General features: G+C 74.6%; 12 protein-coding genes. 6 read left to right on the forward strand and 6 right to left on the reverse strand.

What is annotated here, in order from left to right; all coding sequences use genetic code 11:
• On the forward strand, nt 1-1,377 hold the full coding sequence (locus tag AB0B63_RS09955; protein WP_357016496.1) for a glycosyltransferase: 1,377 nt from the start codon (nt 1-3) through the stop codon (nt 1,375-1,377).
• Nucleotides 1,378-1,489: 112 nt separating this feature from the next.
• The gene (locus AB0B63_RS09960; protein WP_357016499.1) at nt 1,490-3,022 is read left to right on the forward strand and encodes a polysaccharide deacetylase family protein; all 1,533 of its coding nucleotides are present in this window, start codon (nt 1,490-1,492) and stop codon (nt 3,020-3,022) included.
• 49 nt (nt 3,023-3,071) lie between these two features.
• Here the strand turns inward: AB0B63_RS09960 and AB0B63_RS09965 are convergent, their stop codons facing one another.
• The 4 genes from AB0B63_RS09965 to AB0B63_RS09980 form a co-directional block, all read right to left on the reverse strand.
• Nucleotides 3,072-4,655, reverse strand: a complete 1,584-nt coding sequence (locus tag AB0B63_RS09965) for a DUF4139 domain-containing protein (RefSeq protein ID WP_357016502.1) — start codon at nt 4,653-4,655, stop codon at nt 3,072-3,074.
• A gap of 164 nt (nt 4,656-4,819) precedes the next feature.
• Entirely contained in the window at nt 4,820-5,341 is a 522-nt protein-coding gene (locus AB0B63_RS09970; RefSeq protein WP_357016505.1) for an LUD domain-containing protein, read from the reverse strand.
• Nucleotides 5,331-6,782 (reverse strand): lactate utilization protein B, encoded by a 1,452-nt coding sequence (locus AB0B63_RS09975; RefSeq protein ID WP_357016508.1) that lies wholly within the window; start codon nt 6,780-6,782, stop codon nt 5,331-5,333. The genes AB0B63_RS09970 and AB0B63_RS09975 overlap by 11 nt, the downstream gene beginning before the upstream one ends.
• Nucleotides 6,779-7,465, reverse strand: coding sequence for a (Fe-S)-binding protein (locus tag AB0B63_RS09980; protein ID WP_357016511.1), 687 nt, complete (start codon nt 7,463-7,465; stop codon nt 6,779-6,781). The genes AB0B63_RS09975 and AB0B63_RS09980 overlap by 4 nt, the downstream gene beginning before the upstream one ends.
• A 201-nt stretch (nt 7,466-7,666) precedes the next feature.
• Between AB0B63_RS09980 and AB0B63_RS09985 the strand changes: the two genes are divergently transcribed.
• Nucleotides 7,667-8,404, forward strand: coding sequence for an SDR family oxidoreductase (locus AB0B63_RS09985; RefSeq protein WP_219462955.1), 738 nt, complete (start codon nt 7,667-7,669; stop codon nt 8,402-8,404).
• A gap of 122 nt (nt 8,405-8,526) precedes the next feature.
• Here AB0B63_RS09985 and AB0B63_RS09990 read toward each other — a convergent pair whose 3' ends face one another.
• Entirely contained in the window at nt 8,527-9,366 is an 840-nt protein-coding gene (locus AB0B63_RS09990; RefSeq protein ID WP_357016516.1) for a fumarylacetoacetate hydrolase family protein, read from the reverse strand.
• Between the two features lie 71 nt (nt 9,367-9,437).
• Here AB0B63_RS09990 and AB0B63_RS09995 point away from each other — a divergent pair, with 71 nt between their 5' ends.
• Nucleotides 9,438-10,088 (forward strand): hypothetical protein, encoded by a 651-nt coding sequence (locus tag AB0B63_RS09995; protein WP_357016519.1) that lies wholly within the window; start codon nt 9,438-9,440, stop codon nt 10,086-10,088.
• Between the two features lie 136 nt (nt 10,089-10,224).
• Here the strand turns inward: AB0B63_RS09995 and AB0B63_RS10000 are convergent, their stop codons facing one another.
• Nucleotides 10,225-11,154 carry a sulfite exporter TauE/SafE family protein gene (locus tag AB0B63_RS10000; protein ID WP_208566788.1) on the reverse strand — a complete coding sequence of 310 codons (930 nt, stop codon included), beginning with the start codon at nt 11,152-11,154 and terminating at the stop codon, nt 10,225-10,227.
• A gap of 835 nt (nt 11,155-11,989) precedes the next feature.
• On the opposite strand from AB0B63_RS10000, the gene AB0B63_RS10005 reads away from it, so the two are divergent.
• Both AB0B63_RS10005 and AB0B63_RS10010 read left to right on the forward strand, forming a co-directional pair.
• Nucleotides 11,990-19,894: an SDR family NAD(P)-dependent oxidoreductase gene (locus tag AB0B63_RS10005; protein ID WP_357016523.1), complete on the forward strand. Its 7,905-nt coding sequence runs from the start codon at nt 11,990-11,992 to the stop codon at nt 19,892-19,894.
• Nucleotides 19,895-19,946: 52 nt separating this feature from the next.
• Nucleotides 19,947-24,863: a beta-ketoacyl synthase N-terminal-like domain-containing protein gene (locus tag AB0B63_RS10010; RefSeq protein WP_357016526.1), complete on the forward strand. Its 4,917-nt coding sequence runs from the start codon at nt 19,947-19,949 to the stop codon at nt 24,861-24,863.
• Nucleotides 24,864-24,907: the final 44 nt, after the last annotated feature.

Below are 24,907 nucleotides of genomic sequence, written 5' to 3' on the forward strand. Positions count from 1 at the left end.
ATGCCGGTGACCGCCCCCGTCCGGCGTGGCCTGCGCCGGCTGCTCACCGTGCTCGCGTTGCTGCCGCTGATCGTGCTGCTGGCCCGGCAACTGCCCCAGTTGCCGTACGCCCCGCTGCTGGCGTTCTACGGCTTCGCCGTGCTCACCGCCACCGTCGCCGTGTTCTACCTGGCCTACGCCCGCTACGTCGACCCGGCCGAGGCCCCGGCGCAGCCCCGGCACGCCGCCACGTTCCCGCCGCTGCCGCCGTCCCCGACGGTGAGCCTGCTGGTGGCGGTCAAGGACGAGGCGGACGGCATTGAGGCGTGCGTGCGGTCGATGACCGGCAGCGACATCCGCCCGTTGCAGGTGATCGTGGTCGACGACGGCTCCACCGACGGCACCGCCGAGGTGCTCGACCGGCTGGCCGCCGAACTCCCGGTCACCGTGCTGCACCTGCCGCGCAACGTCGGTAAGAAGCGGGCCCTGGTGCACGCCGCCCGGTACGCCACCGGCGACGTGCTCGCCTTCACCGACTCCGACTGCGTGCTCGCCCCGGACGCGTTGGGCCGCTGCGTCGAGGCCCTGCTGCGGCAACCCGACCTCGGCGCGGTCAGCGGCCACGCCCGCGCGCTGAACCCCGACGAGTCGCTGCTCACCCGGGTCCAGGACGTCTGGTACGAGGGCCAGTTCCGGGTCTCCAAGGCTGCCGAGGCGTCGTTCGGGGCGGTCACCTGCGTCTCCGGCCCGCTGGCGGTGTTCCGGCGGGAGGCGGTGCTCAACTACCTGCCCGCCTGGGCGGCCGACCGGTTCCTCGGCGGCGAGTTCCGGTTCGCCACCGACCGGCAGCTCACCGGCTACGTGCTGGGGCAACGCTGGATCGGCGACCGGCTCAAGGCGCGCTTCGCCGACTCGCCGTTCGTGCGCGACGAGGACCACCCGCCCCGCGCCTGGCGGGTCGGCTACGTGCGTTCGGCGAAGGTGTGGACCACCGTGCCGGCCCGGCTGCGGCCGTTCCTGCGTCAGCAGACCCGTTGGAAGAAGAGCTACGTGCGGAACCTGTTCTTCACCGGCACGTTCATGTGGCGGCGGGGGCCCGGCCCGGCCGCGCTCTACTACGGACACGCGCTGTGGGTGGCGCTGGCCCCGGCGATGGCCTTCTCCCACCTGGTCTGGGCGCCGCTGCGCGGCTGGTGGGCGGTGCCGCTGCTCTACCTGTGCGGGGTGCTGCTCAAGGGCACCGCGTGGGGGCTGGCCTACCGGCTGGACAACCCGGGTGACCCGCGCTGGGCGTACCGGCCGTTGATGAGCGTGCTCTCCGCCACCATGTTGTCCTGGCTGCTGCCCTGGTCGGTGGGGACGATCCGGCGTGGCGTGTGGTCGCGGAGCACGGTGTGAACGCCGGGCGGCGGTTGCTGAGCCGGCTGGCCCGGGTGGCGCTCACCCTCGCCGGGGCGGCGGTGCTGGTGCTGCTCTACGCGGTGGTCTTCTCCCGGGGCGAGGTGCTCCGGTGAGCCGGCTGTGGCCCCGCACGCTCGGCGGACTGCTGTCGCTGGTCACCCTGCTGGTGGTGGCGGCGCCCTTCGGGGTGTCCTGGTACCTCGACGACCTGCGCCGCCACGTCAGCGGCCAGCACGACACCCCGGTCACCCGGGTCGACCCCGCCGACCTGCGCCGCTTCGCCGAGACAGCCGGGCGGCTGCCGGAGCGGGCCGCGCCGGTGGTGGTGGCCTACCACGACATCCGACCGCACGGCGACGACCCGGCGGCGACCACGCCGGGCGGCCGGGAACACTACGTGGTCACCCCGGAGGCGTTCGACGCCCAGCTCACCGCACTGCGCACCGCCGGCTACCGGACGATCTCCTCGGCCCAGTACGTCGACTACCTGCGCGGCGGCGAGGTGCCGGCCCGTTCGGTCTACCTCACCTTCGACGACGGCACCCGGGGCCTGTGGTCGTACGCCGACCCGATCCTGCGCCGGCACCGGATGGTGGCCGCCTCCTACCTGATCACCGCGCAGGTGGGCACCCACCGGCCGTACTACCTGAGCTGGGCGGAGATCGACCGGATGCGCCGCTCCGGCCGGTGGGACTTCCAGGCGCACACCCACGACCTGCACACCCGGGTGCAGACCGCGCCGGGGCGGCTCGGTTCCCCGCTGACCCACCGGCGGTGGGAGCCGACCACCGGCACCCAGGAGAGCCTGGCCGCCTACCGGCAGCGGCTCACCGCCGACTTCGATGCGATGTTCGCCGCGTTCACCACCCACGGGTTGCCCCGGCCGCGCCTGTTCGCGTACCCGTTCTCCGAGATCGGGGACGCGACGACCGACCCGCAGGCCGCCGCGTTCAGCCGCGACCTGATCGCCGCCCGGTTCGTCGGCGCGCTGACCAACAAGTCGCTCGCCCCGCAACCGGGCAGCCGCCGGTCGGCGGCCGACGGGCAGGTCGAGCGGGCCGAGGTGTACGCCACGACCGGCGCCGCCGAACTGGTCAGCGCGGTCGTCGAACGCACGGGTGTGCCGGCCGAGGTGACCGACCCGTTCGCCCGCGCCTGGGACTGGCGCGACCAGCACGGCGAGCCGATGACCGACCTGTCCCCGCTGACCGGCGGCCGGTTCCCCGCCGACAGCCCCCGCCGCGCCTACGGCACCCTGCTCGCGTACGCCAGCGCGGACTGGACCGGCTACACGGCCGACGCCACGGTGCGTGGCCTGCGCGCCGACGGCGGCACGGTGACCGTGCTGGTCGGGGTGAACGGTGACGCCACGGTGTCGGTGCGGGTGGCCCACGGCCGGGTGGCGTTGCTGCGCGACGGCCGGGTGGTCGCCGAGGCCGCGCTGGATCCGGCGGCCACCCACCGGCTCGCGGTCACCGTGCGCGACGGGGAGACGGTGGCCCGGGTCGACGGCGGCCCGGCCCTGCGGGTGGTCACACCCACCGGGCCGGGGGCCACCGGCGGGCTGGCCGTGGCGATCGACGACGCGCAGGGGCGGCCCCACCCGTCGGTCGCCGCACTCACCGTGACGGCCGTCGGGTGACCGCCGCGACCCGCCCGGCCGGCCGGGCGGGTCGCGGCGGGAGCGGCGGTCACTCCCGCCAGCCGGCCAGGTCGACCCCCTTGCCGAGTTCGACCCGGAAACCGAGGGTGATCTCGCCGCTCTCGCCCGGGCCGAGCCGCAACCGCCAGGTCAGCTCGCCCAGCTCGGTACGCTCGTCCGGCGGCGGGGTCAGGGCGGCCTCCCGGACCGCCACCGCCTCGTCGCGGGAGACCGGCAGCTGGTCGTGGACCTCGACGGTCGCCGGCCGGGGGGTGTGGTTGGCCACGCTGATCCGGTACTCCACGTCCCGCCGCCGGGTGGAGCCGAGGGTGGCCCGGGTGTCGGCCCGCCGGGTCAGCTCCCGTTCCACCCGGACCCGGTCGTCCACCCCGAGCGCCAGCTCGGTCTCCTCGTCGGGCGCCCACGTCGGCAGCCGGGTGGCGGCGACGAAGTCGGCGCCGTGGAAGACCGCCGCCGGGCCGGCGCGCAGGGTGTGCGCCGAGGTGTTGCGGACCGTCGCCCGCAGGTGCGCCTCGGCGGCCCGGACCGGCACGGTCACGTGGTCGAGGCGGACCGGCAGGTCCAGCACGGCGATGACGGCCCGGTAGGCGCTGCCGTCGGCGGGCACCGCCACCGGGCGGGCCGGCCGGTAGGTGGCCGCGGTGACCCCCTGCTCGACCTCGGCCACGCTCTCCCGCACCGCGGGGCGCGGGGCGCCCGCGCGGGCCACCCCACCACCACCGGCCGGGGCGGCGGCGGGCGCGGGGGGCGATGGTGCGCCGAAGCTCGCCGCCGTCCGGGGCACCGGCACCGGCCGCACCCGGTCGAGATACCAGGGCGACAACTCGGGTACGCCGGCAGCCGCCGCCGGCCGGGCGGTCGAGAGTTGCAGCGCGCACTGCGGCCAGTCCTCGCCGGTGTCCTGGGTGACCAGACCGAACCAGGTGACCGACATGGTCTCCTCGACCAGCCGCAGGTCGTAGGAGGACTCCCAGCGTGCCCCGTCGACCAGGTAGCTCAGCTCCAGGTCCACGTCGGTGTCGTCGGCGTCCACCGCCACCGTCACCTCGGCGGCCAGCCGGTCCGGTTCCCGTTTGCCGTTCGCGGCGGCCAGCTCCCGTTCGACGGCCGCCAACTCCTCGGTCAGCTCGGTGCGCTGCCGGGCCAGCCCGCGTCGACGGCGGTGGGACTCGGCGAGTTGGGCGGCCACCGCGTCGGCGAAGGTGGCCACGTCGGTCGGGGCGGTGTCACCGGCGGCCAGCGTGCGGGCGTACGTGCCGCCGGCCCGGTCGGCCAGCCGGGTGAGGAACTGTCGTCGCTGCGTCTCGACCTCGGCGTCGTCGTCGACCTCGGCCAGGGCGTCGGCCAGTTCCCGGGCCCGCCGGGTGAGCGCGTCGACCTGACCGTCGGTGCTGCGGGGCTGCCGCCAGGTGCTCACCTCCACCCCGAGGACGGTGACCGCGCCCCCGCCCCCGGTGCGCAGGGAGTCCCGCCGCAGCCGCAGCGGCAGGGGGGCGATCCGGATCCGGTGTTCCCCGGCGGTCAACCGGGTGCTCCCCCGGCGGGTGACCCGGGCCCGGTCCGGATAGACGGTGACCGCGACCACGGGTGCTTCGATCTCCACAGCGTCCACGGCGGCGAGGGTAGCCGGGGTGCGCTCGTGACCCGCGCTGCCGGTCGGTGGCGGGAACCGCTTGATCGTGCCCGATCCGTGTCGTGGTCCCCTCCGTCGCGGCCGGCTGCCACCACGACACGGATCGAGCGCGATCATGGCGGGGTCCGGTGGGCCCGGCCCGGCTACCCCGGGGGGAGACAGACGATGTCGAGGCGGCGGGGGCCGTGCACGCCCTCCACCCGGTTCAGCTCGATGTCGCTGGTCGCGGAGGGGCCGGAGATCATCGTCAGGGGGCGGGTCGGGTCGGGCAGGGCGCGCACCAGGTCGGGCACGTCGGCCACGATCTGCGCGGTGCGGACCACGCAGACGTGGTGGTCGGGGACCAGGGTCAGCAGGCGGCGGCCCTGGGCCGCGCCCCCGTCGAGGACCAGGGTGCCGGTCTCGGCGACGGCGAGTGCGCAGCCGGTGAGCACGGCCAGGCCGGGGGCGTCCAGCTCGGTGGCGGTGAGCGTGTCGCCGGCCAGGGTGGGCGGGCCGAGCCGGGTGGTCCACTGCGGTGGCGTCCCGGGCGGCAACACCACGGCGGTCGCCCCGGCGAGCAGGGTGGCGAGCAGCCCGGGCAGTTCCGCCGGGGTGCAGGGGTGCACCCCGGCGTGGTGGTCCCCGGCCCGGGCGACGAAGAGCGCGGTCAGCTCAGGAGTCATGGGTGCGGTGCCACCAGTCGCGGAAGGACTCCTCGGCGGGCAGTGGGGCGTCGCGGTGCGTCGTCCACGCCGACAGGGGCCACGGGGCGCGGCGCAGCCGCCCGCCGTGCCGCCGGCCCAGCACCCGCAGGGGCCGGCCGCCGGAGCGGGCCGCCCGCAGCGCCGCCCGCCACCGCCGACGGTCACGCATCGTCCAGCCGAGCCACGCCATCGCCGCGCGCTCGGCGGCCGGCTTCGGCCCCGTCTGGCGCAGGTGCACCAGGATCGCCGGGATGTCGATCTTGACGGGGCAGACGTCGTAGCAGGCCCCGCAGAGCGTCGAGGCGTACGGCAGGGTCGCGTTGTGGCCGGCGTCCTGCCCGGTGAGCTGGGGCGACAGGATCGCCCCGATCGGCCCGGGATAGACCGAGCCGTAGGCGTGGCCGCCGACCCGCTCGTAGACCGGGCACACGTTCAGGCAGGCCGAGCAGCGGATGCAGCGCAACGCCGCCCGGCCCACCGGGTCGGCCGCCACCCGGCGTCGGCCGTTGTCCAGCAGCACGACGTGCAGCCGGCGCGGCCCGTCGCCGGGGGTCACCCCGGTGAAGATCGAGGTGTACGGGTTCATCCGTTCGCCGGTCGACGAGCGCGGCAGCAGCCGCAGGAAGTCACCGAGATCGACGAAGCGGGGCAGCAGCTTCTCCACCCCGACCACGGCGATCAGGGTGTCCGGCAGGGTCAGGCACATCCGGCCGTTGCCCTCGGATTCGACGACCACCAACGAGCCGGTCTCGGCCACCGCGAAGTTGGCCCCGCAGATCGCCACCCGGGCCGCCAGGAAGGTACGCCGCAGATAGTCCCGGGCGGCACCGGCCAGCACCGCCGGGTCGTCCGAGTCGGCGTGGAAGCCGGGCATCCGCCGGGCGAACAACTCCCGGATCTGCCCCCGGTTGTAGTGGATCGCCGGCACCAGGATGTGCGACGGGGTGTCGTCGGCGAGTTGGACGATCAGCTCGGCCAGGTCGGTCTCCACCGCCGTCACCCCGGCCGCCGCCAACGCCTCGTTGAGGCCGATCTCCTGGGTCGCCATCGACTTGACCTTCACCACCCGGTCGACGCCCTGCGCCCGGACCAGGTCGGTGACCATCGCGTTGGCGGCGGCGGCGTCCGTGGCGTGGTGCACGGTCGCCCCGGCGGCGGTGGCCGCCCGCGTGAACCGGTCCACCAGCTCGGGCAGCCGGTCGAGCACGTCGTCCTTGACCCGGGCCGCCCGGTCGCGCAGCTGCTCCCAGTCGGGCACCTCGGCCACCACCGCGGCCCGCTTCTCCCGGATGGTGCGGGTGGCCCGGCCCAGGTTGGCCCGCAGTTGGGCGTCGCGCAGCGCACCGGCCGCCGCCCGGGGGAACGGGGTGACGGCCACGATGGGCAACTGCCGGCCCGGCGGGGGGTGTCGGGTGCTCATCCCACCGCTCCGGCCCCGGTGGCGGCGAGGATCTCGGCGTAGTGGACGGGTCGCGGGGCGCCGGGCCGGCGGGCCAGACCACCACCGATGTGCGCCAGGCAGGAGCTGTCGGCGGCGGCCAGGTAGTCGGCCCCGGTGGCCACCGCGTGGGCGCACTTGTCGGCGAGCATGGCACCGGAGACGGCGGCGTTCTTGAGCGCGAAGGTGCCCCCGAAGCCGCAGCACTGCTCCGGCTCGGGCAGGCCCAGCAGTTCCAGGTCACGCACCGCGCCGAGCAGCCGCAGCGGCCGGTCGCCCAGCCGCAGCATCCGCAGCCCGTGGCAGGTCGGGTGGTAGGTGACCCGGTAGGGGAAGCGGGCCCCCACGTCGGTGACCGCGAGCACGTCCACCAGCAGCTCCGACAGCTCGTACACCGGCAGTCGGGTGTGCGCCCGCAGGTGGGCCACGCAGGAACCGGACGGGGAGACGACGACGTCGTGGCCGGCGAACGCCGCCTCGGTGCTCTGCTCCAGCACGCGGGCCGGGCCCGGATAGCCGGTGTTGGCGTGCAACTGGCCGCAGCAGCTCTGCCCGGCGGGGAAGGTCACGGTGTGGCCGAGCCGCTCCAGCACCGTCACGGTGGCGATGCCGACGCGCGGGAAGAGCGCGTCGTTGAGGCAGGTGACGAACAACGCGATGCGCACCGTGCCCCCTCACCGCTCCCGGCCGTGATCGAAGAAATCGTATATGATCAATGGCGTCCGGTGCGAGGTGCGATGTCCTGCGGTCCCGGCGGCCTGGCCGGCGGCTGGCCCGCCGATCGCCACGGCACACCGGCCCCGGTGGACGTCCGGTGCGGGTGGGGCGTCCGCCGGTCCCTGTCGCCCGTGCTACGAGGTGCCGAGATGACGGATTTCCACGGTCTGGTGGCGGCGGTCACCGGCGGCGGTTCGGGCATCGGCGCGGCGGTCGCCGACCTGCTGGCCGCGCGTGGGGCCCGGGTCGCCGTCCTCGACCGCGACCCCGGTGCGGGCGGCGGGCACCTGCGGCTCACCGCCGACGTCACCGGCCCGCTGGACGGGGTCATGGACCGGGTCGCCGCGACCCTGGGCGGTCTCGACGTGCTGGTGAACTGCGCGGCGGTCAGTGCGGTGGGGGCGGTGGAGGCCGCTGACGACGCCGAGTGGCACCGCTGCCTCGACGTCAACGTCGTCGGGGTCGCCCGGGCCTGCCGGGCCGCCCTGCCCCACCTGCGGCGTTCGACCAGCGCCGCCATCGTCAGCATCACCTCGATCGCGGCGACGGCGGGGCTGGTCGACCGGGCCGTCTACTCCGCCACCAAGGGTGCGGTGCACGCGCTCAGCCTGGCCATGGCGGCGGACCTGGTGGGCGACGGCATCCGGGTGTGCACGGTGGCGCCGGGCACGGTGGACACCCCGTGGGTGACCCGGCTGCTCGCCGGGGCCGGGGACCCGGCCGCGGAGAAGCGCCGGCTCGCCGCCCGGCAGCCCACCGGCCGGCTGGTCACCGCCGACGAGGTCGCCCAGGCGGTGGCCTTTCTCGCCTCCCCGCTGTCGGGGGCGACCACCGGCACCGCGCTGGCCGTCGACGGCGGCATGTCGGGCCTGCGGCTGGTCCGCTGACCCGGGCGGACGGCAGGGCCACCCGGCCAGCGTTCGCCGGCTCCCGTGGGGCTGGCGCCCGGCTCCCGTCGGGCCGGTGCCGGCCCGTCGGAGATCGCCGGCAAGCGGCTCCCCGCCGCCGGTCAGGCCGCCGCCATGGTGACCCGTTGCCGGCCCAGCCCGTCCACCTCGACCTCCACCACGTCACCGGGCCGCAGGTAGGGGAACCGGCCGGACAGGGCCACCCCCTCCGGCGTACCGGTGTTGATCACGTCACCGGGGTCGAGCACCGTGTACTGCGACAGGTGCCAGATCAGGTACGCCACGTCGAAGACCATGTCCGAGGTGCGGGAGTCCTGCCGGGGCTCGCCGTTGACCCAGGAACGCAACCCGAGATCCTGCACGTCGGCGATCTCGTCCGGGGTGACCAGCCACGGGCCGAGCGGCTGGAAGGTCTCACAGGACTTCCCCTTGGACCACTGGCCACCGGAGTCACGCAGCTGGAAGTCGCGCTCGGACACGTCGTTGGAGACCAGGTAGCCGGCGACGTGGGCGAGGCTCTGCGCGGGCGACTCCAGGTAGCGGGCCCGCCGGCCGACGACCACGGCCAGCTCGACCTCCCAGTCGGTGGCGGTCGCGCCCCGGGGCACCAGCACGTCGTCGTACGGGCCGACCACGGTGTTGGGTGCCTTGTAGAAGATGATCGGGGTCTCGGGCGGGGCGGCACCGGACTCGGCGGCGTGCGCGGCGTAGTTCTGCCCCACGCAGAGCACCGCGCCGGGCCGGGCCACCGGCGGACCGACCCGCAGGCCGGTGACGTCCACCTCCGGCAGGTCGCGGGCCGCCCGGACCCGGGCCGGGCCGTCGGAGGCGAGGAAGGCGGCGTCGATGTCCGTGGTGAGCGGGGACAGGTCGTAGTGCCGGCCGTCGGCGTGCAGCACCGGCCGCTCCGCGCCGGCCGGGCCCACCCGCATCAGCTTCATCCGGTCCCCCTCCACTGACGACAGTGCACGCTATCCTGCCCGATGCCACTGCGACCGGGGACGAGGCACACATGGATCCGCAACCCAGCACGGGGGTACGGCAGGCGGTACGCACGGGTGCGCTGGTCCTCGCGGGCCTGCTGACGGCGACCGGTTGTTCGGGCACCGCCGGGCCCGTCGCCGCGAGGTCGGCCGGGGCGTCGCCGCCACCCCCCGATCCCGCCGTGCTGCGGCTGGACAAGCCGACGACGGTGCTGGGCACCTGGAACGAGTCGCTCGACCGGCGACTGACCATGGTCGCCCAGAGCACCATGTCAGGGCTCAAGCCGCTGCTCGACGGTGAGCCGGGCAGCGCGGTGGGCACCGCCTACATCCCGGTCAAGGAGGAACACTCGGCCGAACTCGGGCTGTACCGACCCGGCGACCGTCGGGTCGTCCTGCTCAGTGGGGTCTCCGGCACGGTCCCCGACCCCGAGCGGGCCCTGGACCAGATCTTCGCCCGGCTCACCGCCATCACGGAGGTGACGCCGGTGCCCCCGGGGCCGGTCGGTGGGTCCTCCCGCTGCGGGCACGGCCGCAGCGGGGGTGTCTGGTTCGACGTCTGCGCCTGGGCCGACCGGCACACGCTCGGTGTGGTCCACCTCGCCGACTTTCCGCAGACCGCCCAGCCGCAGGAGATCTTCCGGCAGATCCGGGCCCAGACCGAGCACGCCGCGCCCTGAACCACGCCCGCCGGCGACGCCACGGTCGGCGGCCCGACCCCGGCAGCAGTCGCCGGCCGGACTGCGGCGCCCGGGGTTGCCGGTGGCTCCCCGACCTACCCGGGGCCGGGAGGTCGGGGAGCCACCGGCCGCCCGGTCAGCTGGACGTGGTGGCGGGTTCCCCGGCACCGGCCTCCGGTCCGACGGCGACCGGGGTGGCCTGCCGGTCGGCCAGGTGCCGACGCAGTGACCAGGTCACAGCGGCCACCCAGAGCACCACGACGATCAGGTAGCTGGCGTAGCGGACGGCGTCCGGCGCACCGATCCAGTCGCTGCGCAGCAGGGTCCGGATGTTGGTCAGGACGATGACCCCCCCGACGGCGGAACCGAGCACGCGGGGCGGGACCAACCGGACGAGCCAGGCGGCGATCGGCGCGGCGATCATGCCGCCGAGCAGCAGCGCACCCACCCAGCCGAAGTTGATGTTCTCCGAGCCGATGCCGACCAGGAAGCCCAGGCTCGCGGCGACCGCGACCAGGAACTCGCTGGTGTCGATCGAGCCGATCACCCGGCGGGGTTCCAGTCGGCCGCTGGCCAGGATCGCGGGCGTGCCGACCGGGCCCCAGCCCCCGCCACCGGTGGCGTCGACGAAGCCGGCGACGAGCCCCAGCGGCCCGAGGAAGCGCTTGCGCAGGGGCAGCCCGACCCGGTCGCGGGGCAGCCCGGCGACGGTGAACCGGATCAGCACGTAGAGGCCGAGGGTGAGCAGGATCAGCGACATGATCGGGGCCGCGGTCGCGGTGGAGAGGCTGGACAGGAAGGTCGCGCCGGCGAACGCCCCCACGGCGCCCGGCACACCGACCCGGCGCACCACCGTCCAGTCGACGTTGCCGAACCGCCAGTGCGCGGCGCCCGAGACCAGGGTGGTGCCGATCTCGGCCAGGTGAACGGTCGCCGAGGCGCTGGCCGCGCCTGTGTTGAGGGCCAACAACAATGTGGTGGATGTCACGCCGTACGCCATCCCGAGGCTGCCGTCGACCAGTTGCGCACCGAGGCCGACGAGGGCAAGAAGAAGCAGGCTACGCACAATTACCGCCGATCCGGAAGGTGAATGGGGAAAGTCGGCCCGGCTAGGGCGGATCACCGTGGCGGTGACGGACGTCCCGGCTGGTCGGGGCCTGTACGGGGGTGGGAACCGCTGGCGGAATCCCCCGCAGATCGCTTGCGCCGACCCGCAGGAGGGGGGTCGGCAGACAGCGCGTGAAACGTTCGTTAAGTGAGTACGTCGACTGTCGTCAAAGCTTGGCGTTTGACCAGCCCAGAGCCGTTATCGGCGACACCGGCGGGGCATCTTCGCGCGGCCGGTGGTCACCGCCGAGGTCAGCGGCGATGGGCGAGGCGGGAGCCCGGGTGACCGACACCCCGCTCCCGACCAGGGAGTCCAATGATCGAAGCCAATCCCACCTCGCCTCACGAATGCCATATCAAATCGATGGGTAATGACGGCAAGAATGCCGATACGGATCTTTAATGTTCACCGCAATCCATGGCAAGACCCGTTCCACATCGTGGGATGCGCGGCGAGTTGATCTCTGCTACCAGGAGGTTCTCGATCAGCAGAAAACAGTTTGGAAATAAACCCGCAAATGAGCTGGCAACTCACCGTGGCACGATCTGGCGACAGCGTCGACTCACCGGCCGACATTTTGCCTGGTGGCCCCGAGGGCATATCCGGTAGCCTTGGTAGGAAATCTTCACCGCAGCGGCTCCGACGGTTGGATTTAACCGGGATGTAACTGAGCCACACTAGATTGTGACTCAGCGCGACATTGACTGCCGCAAATCAGAACCGCGCTCGCTGGCGTTCGGCCGGCAGATCCCCCCGTCACCACGCGATCCTTCGCGACCGAAGTGGGAGCCCGATGAGTAGCGCACCGTACACGCGTGACCTGATCCTGGTCGTCAATCCTGTCGGCGTCCTGGAACCCGGCCCACGGATCACGGCCGCCACCACCGCCGGTGGTGGGCGCGGCATCATCGACCTGGCCGCCGGCGACGACTGGTCGTTACGGGCACTCACCCGGGCGGCGAACTGGTCGGCCGACCCGATCGGCATCCGGGTGCCCGCCGGCTGCCGGGCCACCCCAGCCGACGTGGCACGCGCCGCGGCCGGCCGGGTGGATCTGGTCGTGGTCGAGCCGGCGAGCCCGTGGCCGCTCGCCGAGATCACCGGGCACCACCGGGTGCTCGTGGAGGTCACCAGCCGGGCCGAGGCGCACGCCGCAGCGGCGGCCGGGGCACACGGGCTGATCGCCCGGGGAATGGAGGCCGGCGGCCGGGTCGGCGAGCTCAGCTCGTTCGTCCTGCTCCAGCAGCTCGTCGCCGACGACACCCTCGACCTGCCGGTCTGGGTGGCCGGCGGGATCGGCCCGCGGACCGCCGGCGCCTGCCTGGTCGGCGGCGCGGCCGGCGTCGTCCTGGACACCCAGCTCGCCCTGATGCCCGAGTCGGAACTCCCGGCCGACGTCCAGGCCGTGATCCGGCGGATGGACGGCTCGGAAACCGTGCTGCGCGACGGGGTACGCGGCATCCGCCGGGGCGGGCCGCACCAGGCCGACGCCGAACTGCTCCCCGTCGGCCAGGACGGCTGGCTGGCCGCCGCCTTCGCCGACCGCTGGCCGGACACCGCCGCCGCCGTACGCGGCATGCGCGCGGCGATGCTCGACGCCGTCGACGGCCCGGACGCCGCCGACCTGCTCCAACCCGGTGCGCCCCTGGCCGAGGCCCTCGGGGTGCGGGTGCCCGTCGCCCAGGGCCCGATGACACGGGTCAGCGACGAGGCCTCCTTCGCCGCCGCCGTCGCCGACGGCGGCGCGTTACCGTTCATCGCGCTCGCCCTCAACTCCGCCGACCAGTGCCGCCGGATGCTCACCGAGACCGCCGCCCAGCTCGGTGACCGCCCGTGGGGCGTCGGGGTGCTCGGTTTCGCCCCCGAGGAGCTGCGCGCCGCCCAACTGGCGGTCATCCAGGAGATCCGGCCCGCCTGCGCGATCATCGCCGGTGGCCGCCCACCGCAGGCCCGCGCCCTGGAGGAGCAGGGGATCAGCACCTTCCTGCACGTGCCCTCCCCCGGCCTGCTGCGCCAGTTCCTGCGCTCCGGCGCCCGTAAGTTCATCTTCGAGGGCGCCGAGTGCGGCGGGCACGTCGGACCCCGGGCGAGCTTCCCGCTGTGGGAGGCCCAGCTCGCGGTGCTCGACGAGCACCTCGACACCGACCCGGCCGCCGGCGCCCAGCTCCAGGTCTTCTTCGCCGGTGGGGTACACGACGCCCGGTCGGCCGCGATGGTCGCCACGATGGCCGCGCCGTTGGCCCGCCGGGGCGCCCGGGTCGGCGTGCTGATGGGCACCGCCTACCTGTTCACCGCCGAGGCCGTGACCCACGGCGCGGTCCAGCCGTTGTTCCAGCGTGAGGCGCTCACCGCCGAGCACACCGCGCTGCTGGAGACCGCCCCCGGGCACGCCACCCGCTGCCTGCACACCCCGTTCGTCGACGACTTCCACCAGTTGCGCAACCAACTGGAGGGCGCCGGGGCGGAGAACCGCGAAGTGTGGGAACAGTTGGAGCTGCTCAACGTCGGCCGACTGCGGATCGCCAGCAAGGGCCTGCGCCGCTCCGGCGACGTCGTGGAGTCCGTCGACGAGAGCGTCCAGGCCAGCGACGGCCTGTTCATGGCCGGCCAGGTCGCCGTACTGCGCAACACCGCCACCACCGTCGCCGCGCTGCACGACGAGGTGACCACCGAGGTACGCGGCTTCCACGCCGACCGGCTCGACGCGCTGCGGGCCCGGCTCACGCCGCCGACCGCCGACCTCGACGAGTCGCCCGCCCCGCTGGACATCGCCATCGTCGGGATGGCCTGCATGCTGCCCGGCTCCCCCGACCTGGACAGCTTCTGGCGCACCGTGCTCAGCGGTGTCGACACCGTCACCGAGATCCCGGCCGACCGCTGGGACACCGACCACTACTACGCCCCCGAGGTCGGTCCGGGGCAGACCGGCCGGATCAGCGTCTCCAAGTGGGGCGGGTTCATCGACCCGGTGCCCTTCGACGCCATCGGCTACGGCATTCCGCCGGCCGCGCTGAGCAGCATCGACCCGACCCAACTGCTCGCCCTGGAGGTCTCCCACCGGGCGCTGGTCGACGCCGGTTACGCCTACGACGCCCCCGGCGCGGACCACGCCCGCACCGGCGTGGTCTTCGGCGCGGAGGCCGGCAGCGACATGGGACACGCGCAGACCCTGCGCACCATGCTCCCGGCGTACCTCGGTGAGGTGCCCGAGCAGATGCAGGAGCTGCTGCCCACGGTCACCGAGGACAGCTTCCCCGGCGTGCTGGCCAACGTGATCGCCGGCCGGGTCGCCAACCGGCTCGACCTGGGCGGGCCCAACTACACCATCGACGCGGCCTGCGCCTCGTCCCTGGCCGCGATGGACGCCGCGTGCAAGGAACTGGTCGCCGGGGACAGCGACCTGATGATCTGCGGCGGAGCCGACCTGCACAACGGGGTCAACGACTACCTCATGTTCACCTCGGCGCACGCGCTGTCCCCCACCGGCCGGTCGCGTCCCTTCGACAGCACCGGTGACGGGATCGCCCTCGGCGAGGGCGTCGCCTGCGTCGTACTCAAACGGCTGGCCGACGCCGAGCGCGACGGCGACCGGATCTACGGCGTGATCAAGGGGCTCGGCGGGGCCAGCGACGGGCGGGCCCTCGGCCTGACCGCGCCGCGCCCCGACGGGCAGCGCCGGGCCCTGGACCGGGCCTACCACCGCACCGGCATCTCCCCCCGGGAGGTCGGGCTGGTCGAGGCGCACGGCACCGGCACGGTGGTCGGCGACCGCACCGAACTCGAGACGCTGACCCGGATGTTCGTCGAGTCCGGCGCGGAACCGGGCAGCTGCGCGCTCGGCTCGGTGAAGTCCCAGATCGGGCACACCAAGTGCGCCGCCGGGCTGGCCGGGCTGATCAAGGCGACGCTCGCCCTCTACCACGGCGTCCGGCCCCCCACCATCCATCTGGAACGACCCAACCCGGCCTGGCACCCGCAGCAGAGCCCGTTCGCGTTCTTCACCGAGGCCCGCCCGTGGCCGGTGCCGGCCGCCGAGCGGATCGCCGGGGTCAGCGCCTTCGGCTTCGGCGGCACCAACTTCCACGTCGTGCTCAGCGCCTACCCCAACGCGGCGGAACCCCGGCACGCGCACCGGATCTGGCCGGCGGAGCTGTTCTGCTTCCGGGGCACCGACCGGGCCGCCGCCCACCAGGGCGTCCGGCAGCTGCTGGAGAGCCTGGCCGCCGACGGGACCGGCAACCGGTCGGGTCGGCTGGCCGAGCTGGCCGCGTCGGTCGCCGCCAAGGCCGCCAACCGGCCCGGGACGACCCAGGTCGCGGTGGTCGCCCGCGACCTGGCCGAACTGGAGACCCTGCTGCACCGGGCGCTGGCCGGCGAACACGACCCGGTCCGGGGCCTGGTCCAGCCGACCGGGGTCGACCCGGTCGGGCCCGGTCAGCTGGCGTTCCTCTTCCCCGGCCAGGGCAGCCAGCGCCCCGGCGCGCTGGCCGAACTCTTCGTCGCCTTCCCCGAGCTGCGGCACTACCTCGAACTCGACCCGGCCGCCGCGGAGCTGCTCTTCCCGCCGGCCGCCTTCGACCAGGACTCCCGCCGCGCCCAGGACGACCGGGTACGCGACACCCGGACCGCCCAACCGGTGCTCGGCATCGGCGGTCTGGCCATGGACCACCTGCTGCGCCGGCTGGGGGTCCGCCCCGACATGACCGCCGGCCACAGCTACGGCGAACTCGTCGGCCTCTGCGTCGCCGGGGCGTTCGACGCGGCCACCCTGCTCGACCTGAGCCGGGAACGGGCGGCGGCCATCCTCGGCGCGTGCGGTGAGGACCCGGGCACCATGGCGGCCGTCACCGCCACCGCCGACCAGGTCGCCCAGGTGCTCGCCGGGGCCGGCCTGACCAGCGAGGTGGTGCTGGCCAACCGGAACGCGCCGCAGCAGGTGGTGGTCTCCGGCCCGACGGCGAAGGTACGGGCGGCGGTGGTCGCGCTCAAGGAGGCCGGCCTGTCGGCCCGGACCATCCCGGTGGCCTGCGCCTTCCACAGCCCGGTGGTCGCCGGGGCGGTGGAGACCTTCGCCGAGGTGCTCGCCGCCCGGCCGATCGCCGAGCCCCGGATCCCGGTCTGGTCGAACCTGACCGCCGCCCCGTACTCCGGTGACGCCGGCCAGGTCCGGCACCACCTCGCCGAGCAGATCGGCGCACCGGTGCGCTTCGTCGAGCAGGTCGAGGCGATGTACGCCGCCGGCGCCCGCCTCTTCGTCGAGGTCGGCCCCGGTCAGGTGCTCAGCCGGCTGGTGCAGGCGGTCCTCGGCGACCGGCCGCACCGGACGGTCGCCTGCGAACGCGGTCCGTCCGACGGGCTGCGCGGATTCCTGATCTCGGTGGCCGAACTCGCCTGCGCCGGCGCACCGGTCCGCCCCGACTGGCTCTTCCACGGGCGGGTCGCGGACGACACCACCACCACCGCTCCGAGTCGTCGTCCGCTGTGGACGGTCGACGGTCAACTCGTCCGGGACCAGCACGGCAACTGTCTTCCCGGTGGCATGACCCCACCCCGACGGATCAAGGAGTTGTCGATGACCCCCGCCAACGGCACCGCCACCACCCCCGGCACCGCCACCGGCACCGTCCGCGCCCCCGAACCGGTGACCGTCCGCGAGGTCCGGACCGTCACCGTCCCCGAGCCGGCGGCCGTCCGGGACATCCGGGGCGAGCTGCTCAGCGAATACCTGCGCACCACCCGGGAGATGATCGCCACCCAACGCGACGTGATGCTCGCCTTCCTCGGCGACTCCGGTGACGGCGGCGGTCGGGTGGGCGGGCAGCCCACCGAGACGTACCGGGTCGAGCAGTACCCGGCGCTGCCGGCCGGCCCGGCCCCGACGCCCGCCCCGGCCCCGGTGCCCACCCCGGCGGCGACGCCCGTGGCGACGCCCCGGCCCCCGGTGACGCCAGCGGTGGCTCCGCCTCCCACCCCGACCCCCCGGGCCGTGGCGGCTCCGGCAGCGATGCCCGCCGTGGCGGCGTCGAACGGCGGCACGGCGCTGGCCACCGCGCCGGTGATCGAACGGCCCGCGCCGGTCACCCCGGACCTCGTGCCCTCCTTCCCCACGGTCGGTGGTGTCGTCCCGGCTGCCGCCCCGGCAGGCGTGGTCGTGGCTCCGGCCGGGCCGGGCATCGCCGAGTTCCAGCAGGCGATCCTGGCGGTGATCAGCGAGCGCACCGGCTACCCCGTCGACCTCATCGAACTCGACCTCGACCTCGAAGCCGACCTCTCCATCGACTCCATCAAACGCGCCGAAGTCGCCGGCGAGGTCGCCCAACGCCTCTCCCTCAGCGTCGAAGGCGACGAGAGCGAACTCGAAGACCTCGTCAAGGCCCGCACCGTCCGCGCCATGGTCACCTGGCTCGACCAGAAGATGAGCGGCACGGTCACGGCCACCGCCACCCTGACCGCCGCGCTGCCCTCCGGCGACCAGGTCGGCGTGACCGCAGCGGACTTCCAGCAGGCGATCCTGGCGGTGATCAGCGAGCGCACCGGCTACCCCGTCGACCTCATCGAGCCCGACCTCGACCTCGAAGCCGACCTCTCCATCGACTCCATCAAACGCGCCGAAGTCGCCGGCGAGGTCGCCCAACGCCTCTCCCTCAGCGTCGAAGGCGACGAGAGCGAACTCGAAGACCTCGTCAAGGCCCGCACCGTCCGCGCCATGGTCACCTGGCTCGACCAGAAGATGAGCGGCACCATCCACGTCTCGTCCACCACGACCGGCCCGCTGACGGCCACCCCCGCCGGGGCGCTCCCCGCCGCCCCGGTGGCACTGCCCGCCGCCGCCCCGGCCGGGCCGGTCGCGCCCGCCGGTGCCAGCCTCGCGGACTTCCAGCAGGCGATCCTCACCGTCATCAGCGAGCGCACCGGCTACCCCGTCGACCTCATCGAACTCGACCTCGACCTCGAAGCCGACCTCTCCATCGACTCCATCAAACGCGCCGAAGTCGCCGGCGAGGTCGCCCAACGCCTCTCCCTCAGCGTCGAAGGCGACGAGAGCGAACTCGAAGACCTCGTCAAGGCCCGCACCGTCCGCGCCATGGTCACCTGGCTCGACCACAAGATGAGCGCCACCGTCACCGTCACCCCGACGGTCGCCGTCGCCGCCGCACCGCCCGCCCCGGCGACCGTCGCCGCACCGGCCGCCGTCGCCGCCCCGCCCGCCGCACCGCCCGCGCCGACCGAGGTCGGGGTGGGGATCGCACCGAAGCGCCTGGTCGCCCGGGAGAGCACCCAGGCCGGCCAGCAGCTCGACCCCGCCACCACGCTCACCGGGATGCGCTTCCTGATCACCGGGGGCGGCCCGGTCGGGGCGTACCTGGCCGAACTGCTCGGGGCCCACGGTGCCGGCGGCCAGCTGGGAGTGCTCGACAGCGAGCAGGCCGACCAGGGGTTCGACGGGGTGCTGGTGCTCGACGGGTTGACCAACCTCGACGAGCCGCTGCTGCCCGACGTGTTCCCGCTGTTGCAGCGGGCCCTGGCCGCCGGGCCGCGCTGGCTGCTCGCCGCCGGGGCACAGGACGTCACCGGCGCGGCCGACGGCATGCCCGGCCTGTTCCGCACGATCGCCCGGGAGTACCCGGGGCTGACCGCCCGTTTCGTGGCGCTCGACCCGGCCGCGTCGCCGGAGGTCCTCGCCCGGCAACTCCTCGACGAACTGCTCACCGCCTCCGACGCCCCGGTGGTCGCCCGACGCGGCACCGACCGGTACGTCGCCGACCTGGTCCCGGTCGAGCTGGGCGCACTGGCCGCCGGGGGTGCCGGACCGGCCGGTGACGGGGTCTCCGAGGCGGCCGCGATCGGTCTGGAACGCGACTCGGTGGTGGTGCTGATCGGTGGGGCGCGGGGCATCACCCCGTGGTTCGCCCGGGCGCTCGCCTCCGCCACCGGCTGCCGCATCGAACTGGTCGGCCGTACCCCGCTGCCGACCGGCCCCCAGGACCCGGAGCTGGCCGCCGCCACCGACCGCGCCGCGCTGGTCGGCGTGCTGGCCCGGCGCGGGTCGTCCTCGCCGGCCGAGATCTCCCGCACCGCGCAGGCGATCCTGGCGGCCCGGGAGGTGACCGCGACCATCGCCGAGCTGACCGAGCTGGGCGGTGAGGTCCGCTACCACGCCCTGGACGTCCGGGACGCGGCGGCGACCAGCGCGCTGCTGGCCGGCATCCACGCCGAGTACGGCCGCCTCGACGGCGTGGTCTACGCCGCCGGGATCATCGAGGACAAGCTGATCGCCGAGAAGGACCCGGCGTCGTTCACCCGGGTCTTCGACACCAAGGTCGACGGGGCGCGGGGCCTGCTGGCCGGCCTCGACGCGCTACCCACCGCGCCGCGGTTCCTGGTCTTCTTCGGCAGCATCGCCGCCGCCTACGGCAACCGGGGCCAGGCCGACTACGCGGCGGCCAACGACGCGCTGGACGCCATCGGCACCCGGTACGCCGCCCGGACCGGGGTGCGCTGCGTGACCGTCCACTGGGGTCCGTGGGCCCCGGGCGTCGGCCACGGCGGCATGGTCACCGCCGAACTGAGCCGGGAGTACGCCCGGCGCGGCATCGGCCTGATCGACCCGGAGGAGGGCGCGCTGGCCCTGCTGCGCGAGCTGGCCTGGGCCGACCCGTCGGTCACCTCGGTCGTCTACACCGCCTCCGGGTGGTGAGGGTGTCGATGCCTCGTCCCGCCCCCACCCGCCCCATCCGTCGGAGGAACCGATGAACAACGGCGCCGCTGCGCCCGGCCAGATCGCGATCGTCGGGATGGCCGCCCTGATGCCCTCCGCCGGTGACCTGGAAAGCTACTGGCGCAACCTGATCGGCGGGGTCGACGCGATCACCGACGTCCCCGCGCACCGCTGGGACGAGGAGTTCTACGACCCGGAGCAGTCCCACCGGGCCGACCGGATGTACTGCCGGCGCGGCGGGTTCGTCGACGAGTACGCCACCTTCGAGCCGCTGCGGTTCGGGGTGATGCCGGCCTCCGTCGGCGACATCGAGCCGGACCAGCTGATCACGCTGGAGGTGGCTGCCGCGGCGATCGACGACGCGGGCGGCGGCGACCGGCTCCCGGCCCGCGACCGGATCGGCGTGATCCTCGGCCGGGGTGGCATCCTCAGCCCCGCCCAGGCCCGCTACGCCCAGCGGGTGCGGATGTCCAGCCAGGTCGTCAGCATCCTGCGGGAGCTGATCCCCGATGTCGACCCGGCCCGGTTGGAGCTGCTGCGCAAGAAGTTCGACGAGCGGCTCGGGCCGTACCAGCCGGAGGGGACGATCGGTCTGGTGCCCAACCTGGCCGCCTCCCGGGTGGCCAACCGGCTCGACCTGCGCGGCCCGGCGTACACCATCGACGCCGCCTGCGCCTCGTCGCTGATCGCCGTCGACCAGGGCATCACCGAGCTGGTCAGCGGTCGGCTCGACGCGGTCCTCGCCGGTGGCGTGCACCACGTCCACGACATCAGCTTCTGGTCGGTGTTCAACCAGCTCCGGGCGTTGTCCCGGCAGGGGGAGATCCGGCCGTTCGACGCCGCCGCCGACGGCCTGCTGATCGGCGAGGGCACCGGTGTGGTGGTGCTCAAGCGGTACGCCGACGCGGTGCGCGACGGCGACCGGGTCTACGCGGTGATCCGGGGCAGCGGGGTGTCCAGCGACGGCAAGTCGGCGAGCATGTTCAACCCGGCGGTCTCCGGCCAGGTGCTGGCGATCCGGCGGGCCTGGGAGGCCGCCGGGCTCGACCCGACCGCACCGGACGCGTTGGGGCTGCTGGAGGCGCACGGCACCGGCACCCCGACCGGGGACGCCGCCGAGCTGACCACGGTGGCGGAGGTGTTCGGCCCGTACACCGGTGGGCCGCGTCCGGTGATCGGCTCGGTGAAGTCGATGATCGGGCACACCATGCCGGCCGCCGGGGTGGCCGGCCTGATCAAGGCCGCGCTCGCCGTGCACCGGGGGGTGCTGCCGCCCACCCTGCACTGCGAGACGCCGCGCAAGGAGATGGCGGCGACCCGGTTCGCGCCGATCGACACCGCCCGGCCGTGGGAGAGCGACGGCCCGCGCCGGGCCGGGGTCAACGCGTTCGGGTTCGGTGGGATCAACGCCCACCTGATCATCGAGCAGGCCCCGGTGTCGGTGGGCGAGCCGGTGGTGGGGCTGACCGCCCCGGCCGCCGGCCGGGCCGTGGTCGACGAGCCGGACCAGGTGCTCTGGCTGGCCGCGTCGGACCCGGCCGGGCTCGCCGACCTGCTGGACCGCGACGACCAGGAGGTACGCCGGATCGGCGTCGAGCTGGCCGCCCGCTCCGGCGGGGAGGCCCCGCCGCAGACCCGGCTGGGCATCGTCAACCCGACGGACAAGCTGCTCGCGGTGGCCCGCAAGACGGTGGCCCGGGGGCAGGCGTGGCGGGGCGGGCGGGACATCTGGTTCAGTCCCCGGCCGCTGCTCGGCCCGGGGGCGGGCAAGCTCGCCTTCGTCTTCCCCGGTCTGGAGGCGGAGTTCGCCCCCCGCACCGCCGACCTGGCCGCCCACTTCGGCCTGCCGGACCGCGAGTGGTCCGCCGCCGACCTGGGCCGGCACGGCGCCGGCCTGATCGAGGTGGGCAAGCTGCTCGACGACGCCCTGGCCCGGATGAGCGTACGACCCGACGCGGTCGCCGGGCACAGCATCGGCGAGTGGACCGCCGCCGCGGTCAGCGGCCAGATCAGCACCGCCGCGATGGACGAGTTCCTCGACCTGTTCAACGCCGACTCGGTGGAGGTCTCCGGCTACGTCTTCGCCGCCGTCGGGGCCGGCGCGGACCGGGTCGCCCCGCTGCTCGGGGACTACCCGGGGGTGGTCCTGTCGCACGACAACGCCCCGGCGCAGTCGGTGGTCAACGGGCCGGAGCCGCAGGTCGACCGGCTCGTCGAGGCGCTGCGTACCCGCAACATCCTGTGCCAGAAGCTGCCGTTCCGCTCGGCGTTCCACACCCCCGCCTTCGCCGACGGGCTCACCTCGATCGGTGCCGCCCTGGGCCGCTGGGAGGTGCACCCGACCCGGATGCCGGTGTGGTCGGCGACCCTGCACGCGCCGTTCCCCGCCGACGAGGAGGAGGTCAACCGGATCTTCGTCCGGCACATGATGGAGCCGGTCTGGTTCCGGCAGACCGTGGAGGCGATGTACGCCGCCGGGTTCCGGGTGTTCCTCCAGGTCGGTGCTGGGCAGCTCGCCTCGCTGATCGGGGACAACCTGCGTGGGCGCGACCACCTGGCGATGCCGGTGAACACCGCGCACCGCAGCGGGTTGAACCAGCTGCGCCGGGTCGCCACCGCCCTGTGGGTGGAGGGGGCCTCCCCGGATCTGGGCGCGCTGACCCCGGCGGATCGGACGGCGGCGACGACGCAGCGCCGTACCCCGGCTGCGGCCGGCACCGACGGCCCGGCGAAGCCCGGGGTGGGCACCGGCCGACGCGGTCCCCGGATGAAGCTCGACCTCGGCGGTCCGCTGGTCCGCCTCGGCGCGGACGCCGCCGGCCTGCTCGGCGTGACCGCGTCGCAGGACGCTCCGCTGTCCACCCCGGGCAACGGAAACGGCGCGGCCCGGCCGACCGTCGTGCCCGCCACGGTCACCCGGCCGACCGCCGTGCCCGCTGCGGTCGCCCGGCCCGCCGCCGCACCGCCGCCGGTCACCGCACCGCCGCCGGCCGTGGCACCGACGGCCGCACCGGTCCCGGTCGCGCGGGTGGCCGGACAGCCGGCCGCCGCCACGCCGGCCGGTGCTCCGGCCACCGCGCTGGACGCGCTGCACCGGCTCTCCGGCGGTTCCAGCGCCGCAGCCGAACTCGCCGCCCTGCTGCGGGAGAACACCCGGGGCACGGCCGCCGCCCCGACGGCCACCGGTGGCAACGGCACCGCGACGTCGGCCCGACCCGCGACCGCCCCCACCGGGCGGCCACCCACCACGCCGACCGGGATGCCGCCCACCGTGCCGACGGCGACGACCGCCACCGTGCCGACCGGCAACCGGCCGGTGACGCCAGCCGCCCAGGTCCGCCCGGCGACCGGCGCAGCGGTCGGCGCGGAGATCGGTCGGATCACCCGGCGGATCTCCCTGGAGACCATGCCCTACCTGCTGGACCACTGCTTCTTCGTGCAGCCCGACGACTGGCCGGACCCGGAGGACCGGTGGCCGGTGGTGCCGGCGACCGCCCTGGTCGCGCACATGATGGAGGCCGTGGAGCAGCTGGTGCCCGGCGTCCCGGTGGTGGCGGTGCACGACGCCAAGTTCAACCGGTGGCTGATCGCCGAACCGGCCACCGACGTGGAGATCGTGGTCCGCGCGGCCGGCCCGAACCGGTACGCGGTCGCCTTCGCCGGGTACGCCCGGGCGACCATCGAGGTCGGCACGGCGTACCCGACGCCGCCGCCGGTCTGGACCCACGACCCGGCCACCGAACGCCCGCCCACCCTCGGCGCCGCCGAGATGTACGCGGAGCGGCTCATGTTCCACGGCCCGCAGTTCCAGGGCGTGACCGAGGTGCACGCGCTCGGCGACATGCACGTACGCGGCATCGTCACCGCACCGGTGCCCCCGGGTGCGCTGCTGGACAACGCCCTGCAGCTCATCGGCAACTGGCTGATCACCACCCAGCCGTTCCGGACCGTCGCGCTGCCGGTCGGTCTCGGCCAGGTGCGGTTCTACGGTCCGCCACCGCCGGCCGGCCGGGCGTTCGAGTGCGTCGCCCGGGTCCGCGTCATCGACGACGGCAAACTCGTCGCCGACACCCAGCTCAGTTACCAGGGTCGGGTGTGGTCGGAGATCGAGGGGGCGGTGGACCGGCGGTTCGACAGCCACCCGCAGGCCCGGGTCGCGGAACGGTTCCCCGAGCGGCACCCGATGTCGCTGTTGCAGCCCGAGGGCTGGACGATGGCCTTCGACTGCTGGACCGACCTGGTCACCCGGGGCATGGCCGCCCGGGGCATCCTCGGCGGGGCCGCCTACGCCGAGTACGAACGGCACCCGGCCAAGACCCGCAAGCAGTGGATGCTGGGCCGGATCGCGGCCAAGGACGCGGTGCGGGCCCGGCTGTGGGAGGACGGCCACACCGACATCTACCCGATCGAGCTGACCGTCGGCAACGACCCCGACGGCCGGCCGTGGGTACGCGGGCGGCCCGGCCGGGGCCTCGGCGACTGTGACGTCTCGCTGGCGCACTGCGCGGAGATCGGGGTGGCGATCGCCCGCCGCCGGGCACCCGACGCGGTGCCCGGGTCCCCCGGCGTCGGCATCGACGTCGCGGAGGTCACCGAGCACCCGGAGAGCACCTTCACCTTCGCCCTCACCCCGGCCGAGCTGACCCTGCTGACCTCCCTCGCCGGCACGGACGTCGAGGCCCGGCGGTTGTGGTTCACCCGGTTCTGGGCGGCCAAGGAGGCGGTCGCCAAGGCCGAGGGCACCGGGCTGGACGGCTCGCCGCGCCGGTTCCGGGTCTACTCGGCCACCGACGTCGGGATGACCGTCCAGATCGGCGGACGGGCCTACCGGGTCGGTCACCGGGACGTGGCCAACCCCGAGGACCTCCCGCCGCGCCGTTACGTCGTGGCCTGGACCTGGGGGCCGGAGCCGGCACCCGCCACCCCGCCCGGGGTGTCCCGGCCGTGACCCGGCACCCGGTGCGCAGCACCGCCCAACCCATCCGATCAGCA

Source organism: Micromonospora sp. NPDC049081, assembly GCF_040648835.1.
GTDB classification, from domain to species: domain Bacteria; phylum Actinomycetota; class Actinomycetes; order Mycobacteriales; family Micromonosporaceae; genus Micromonospora; species Micromonospora antibiotica.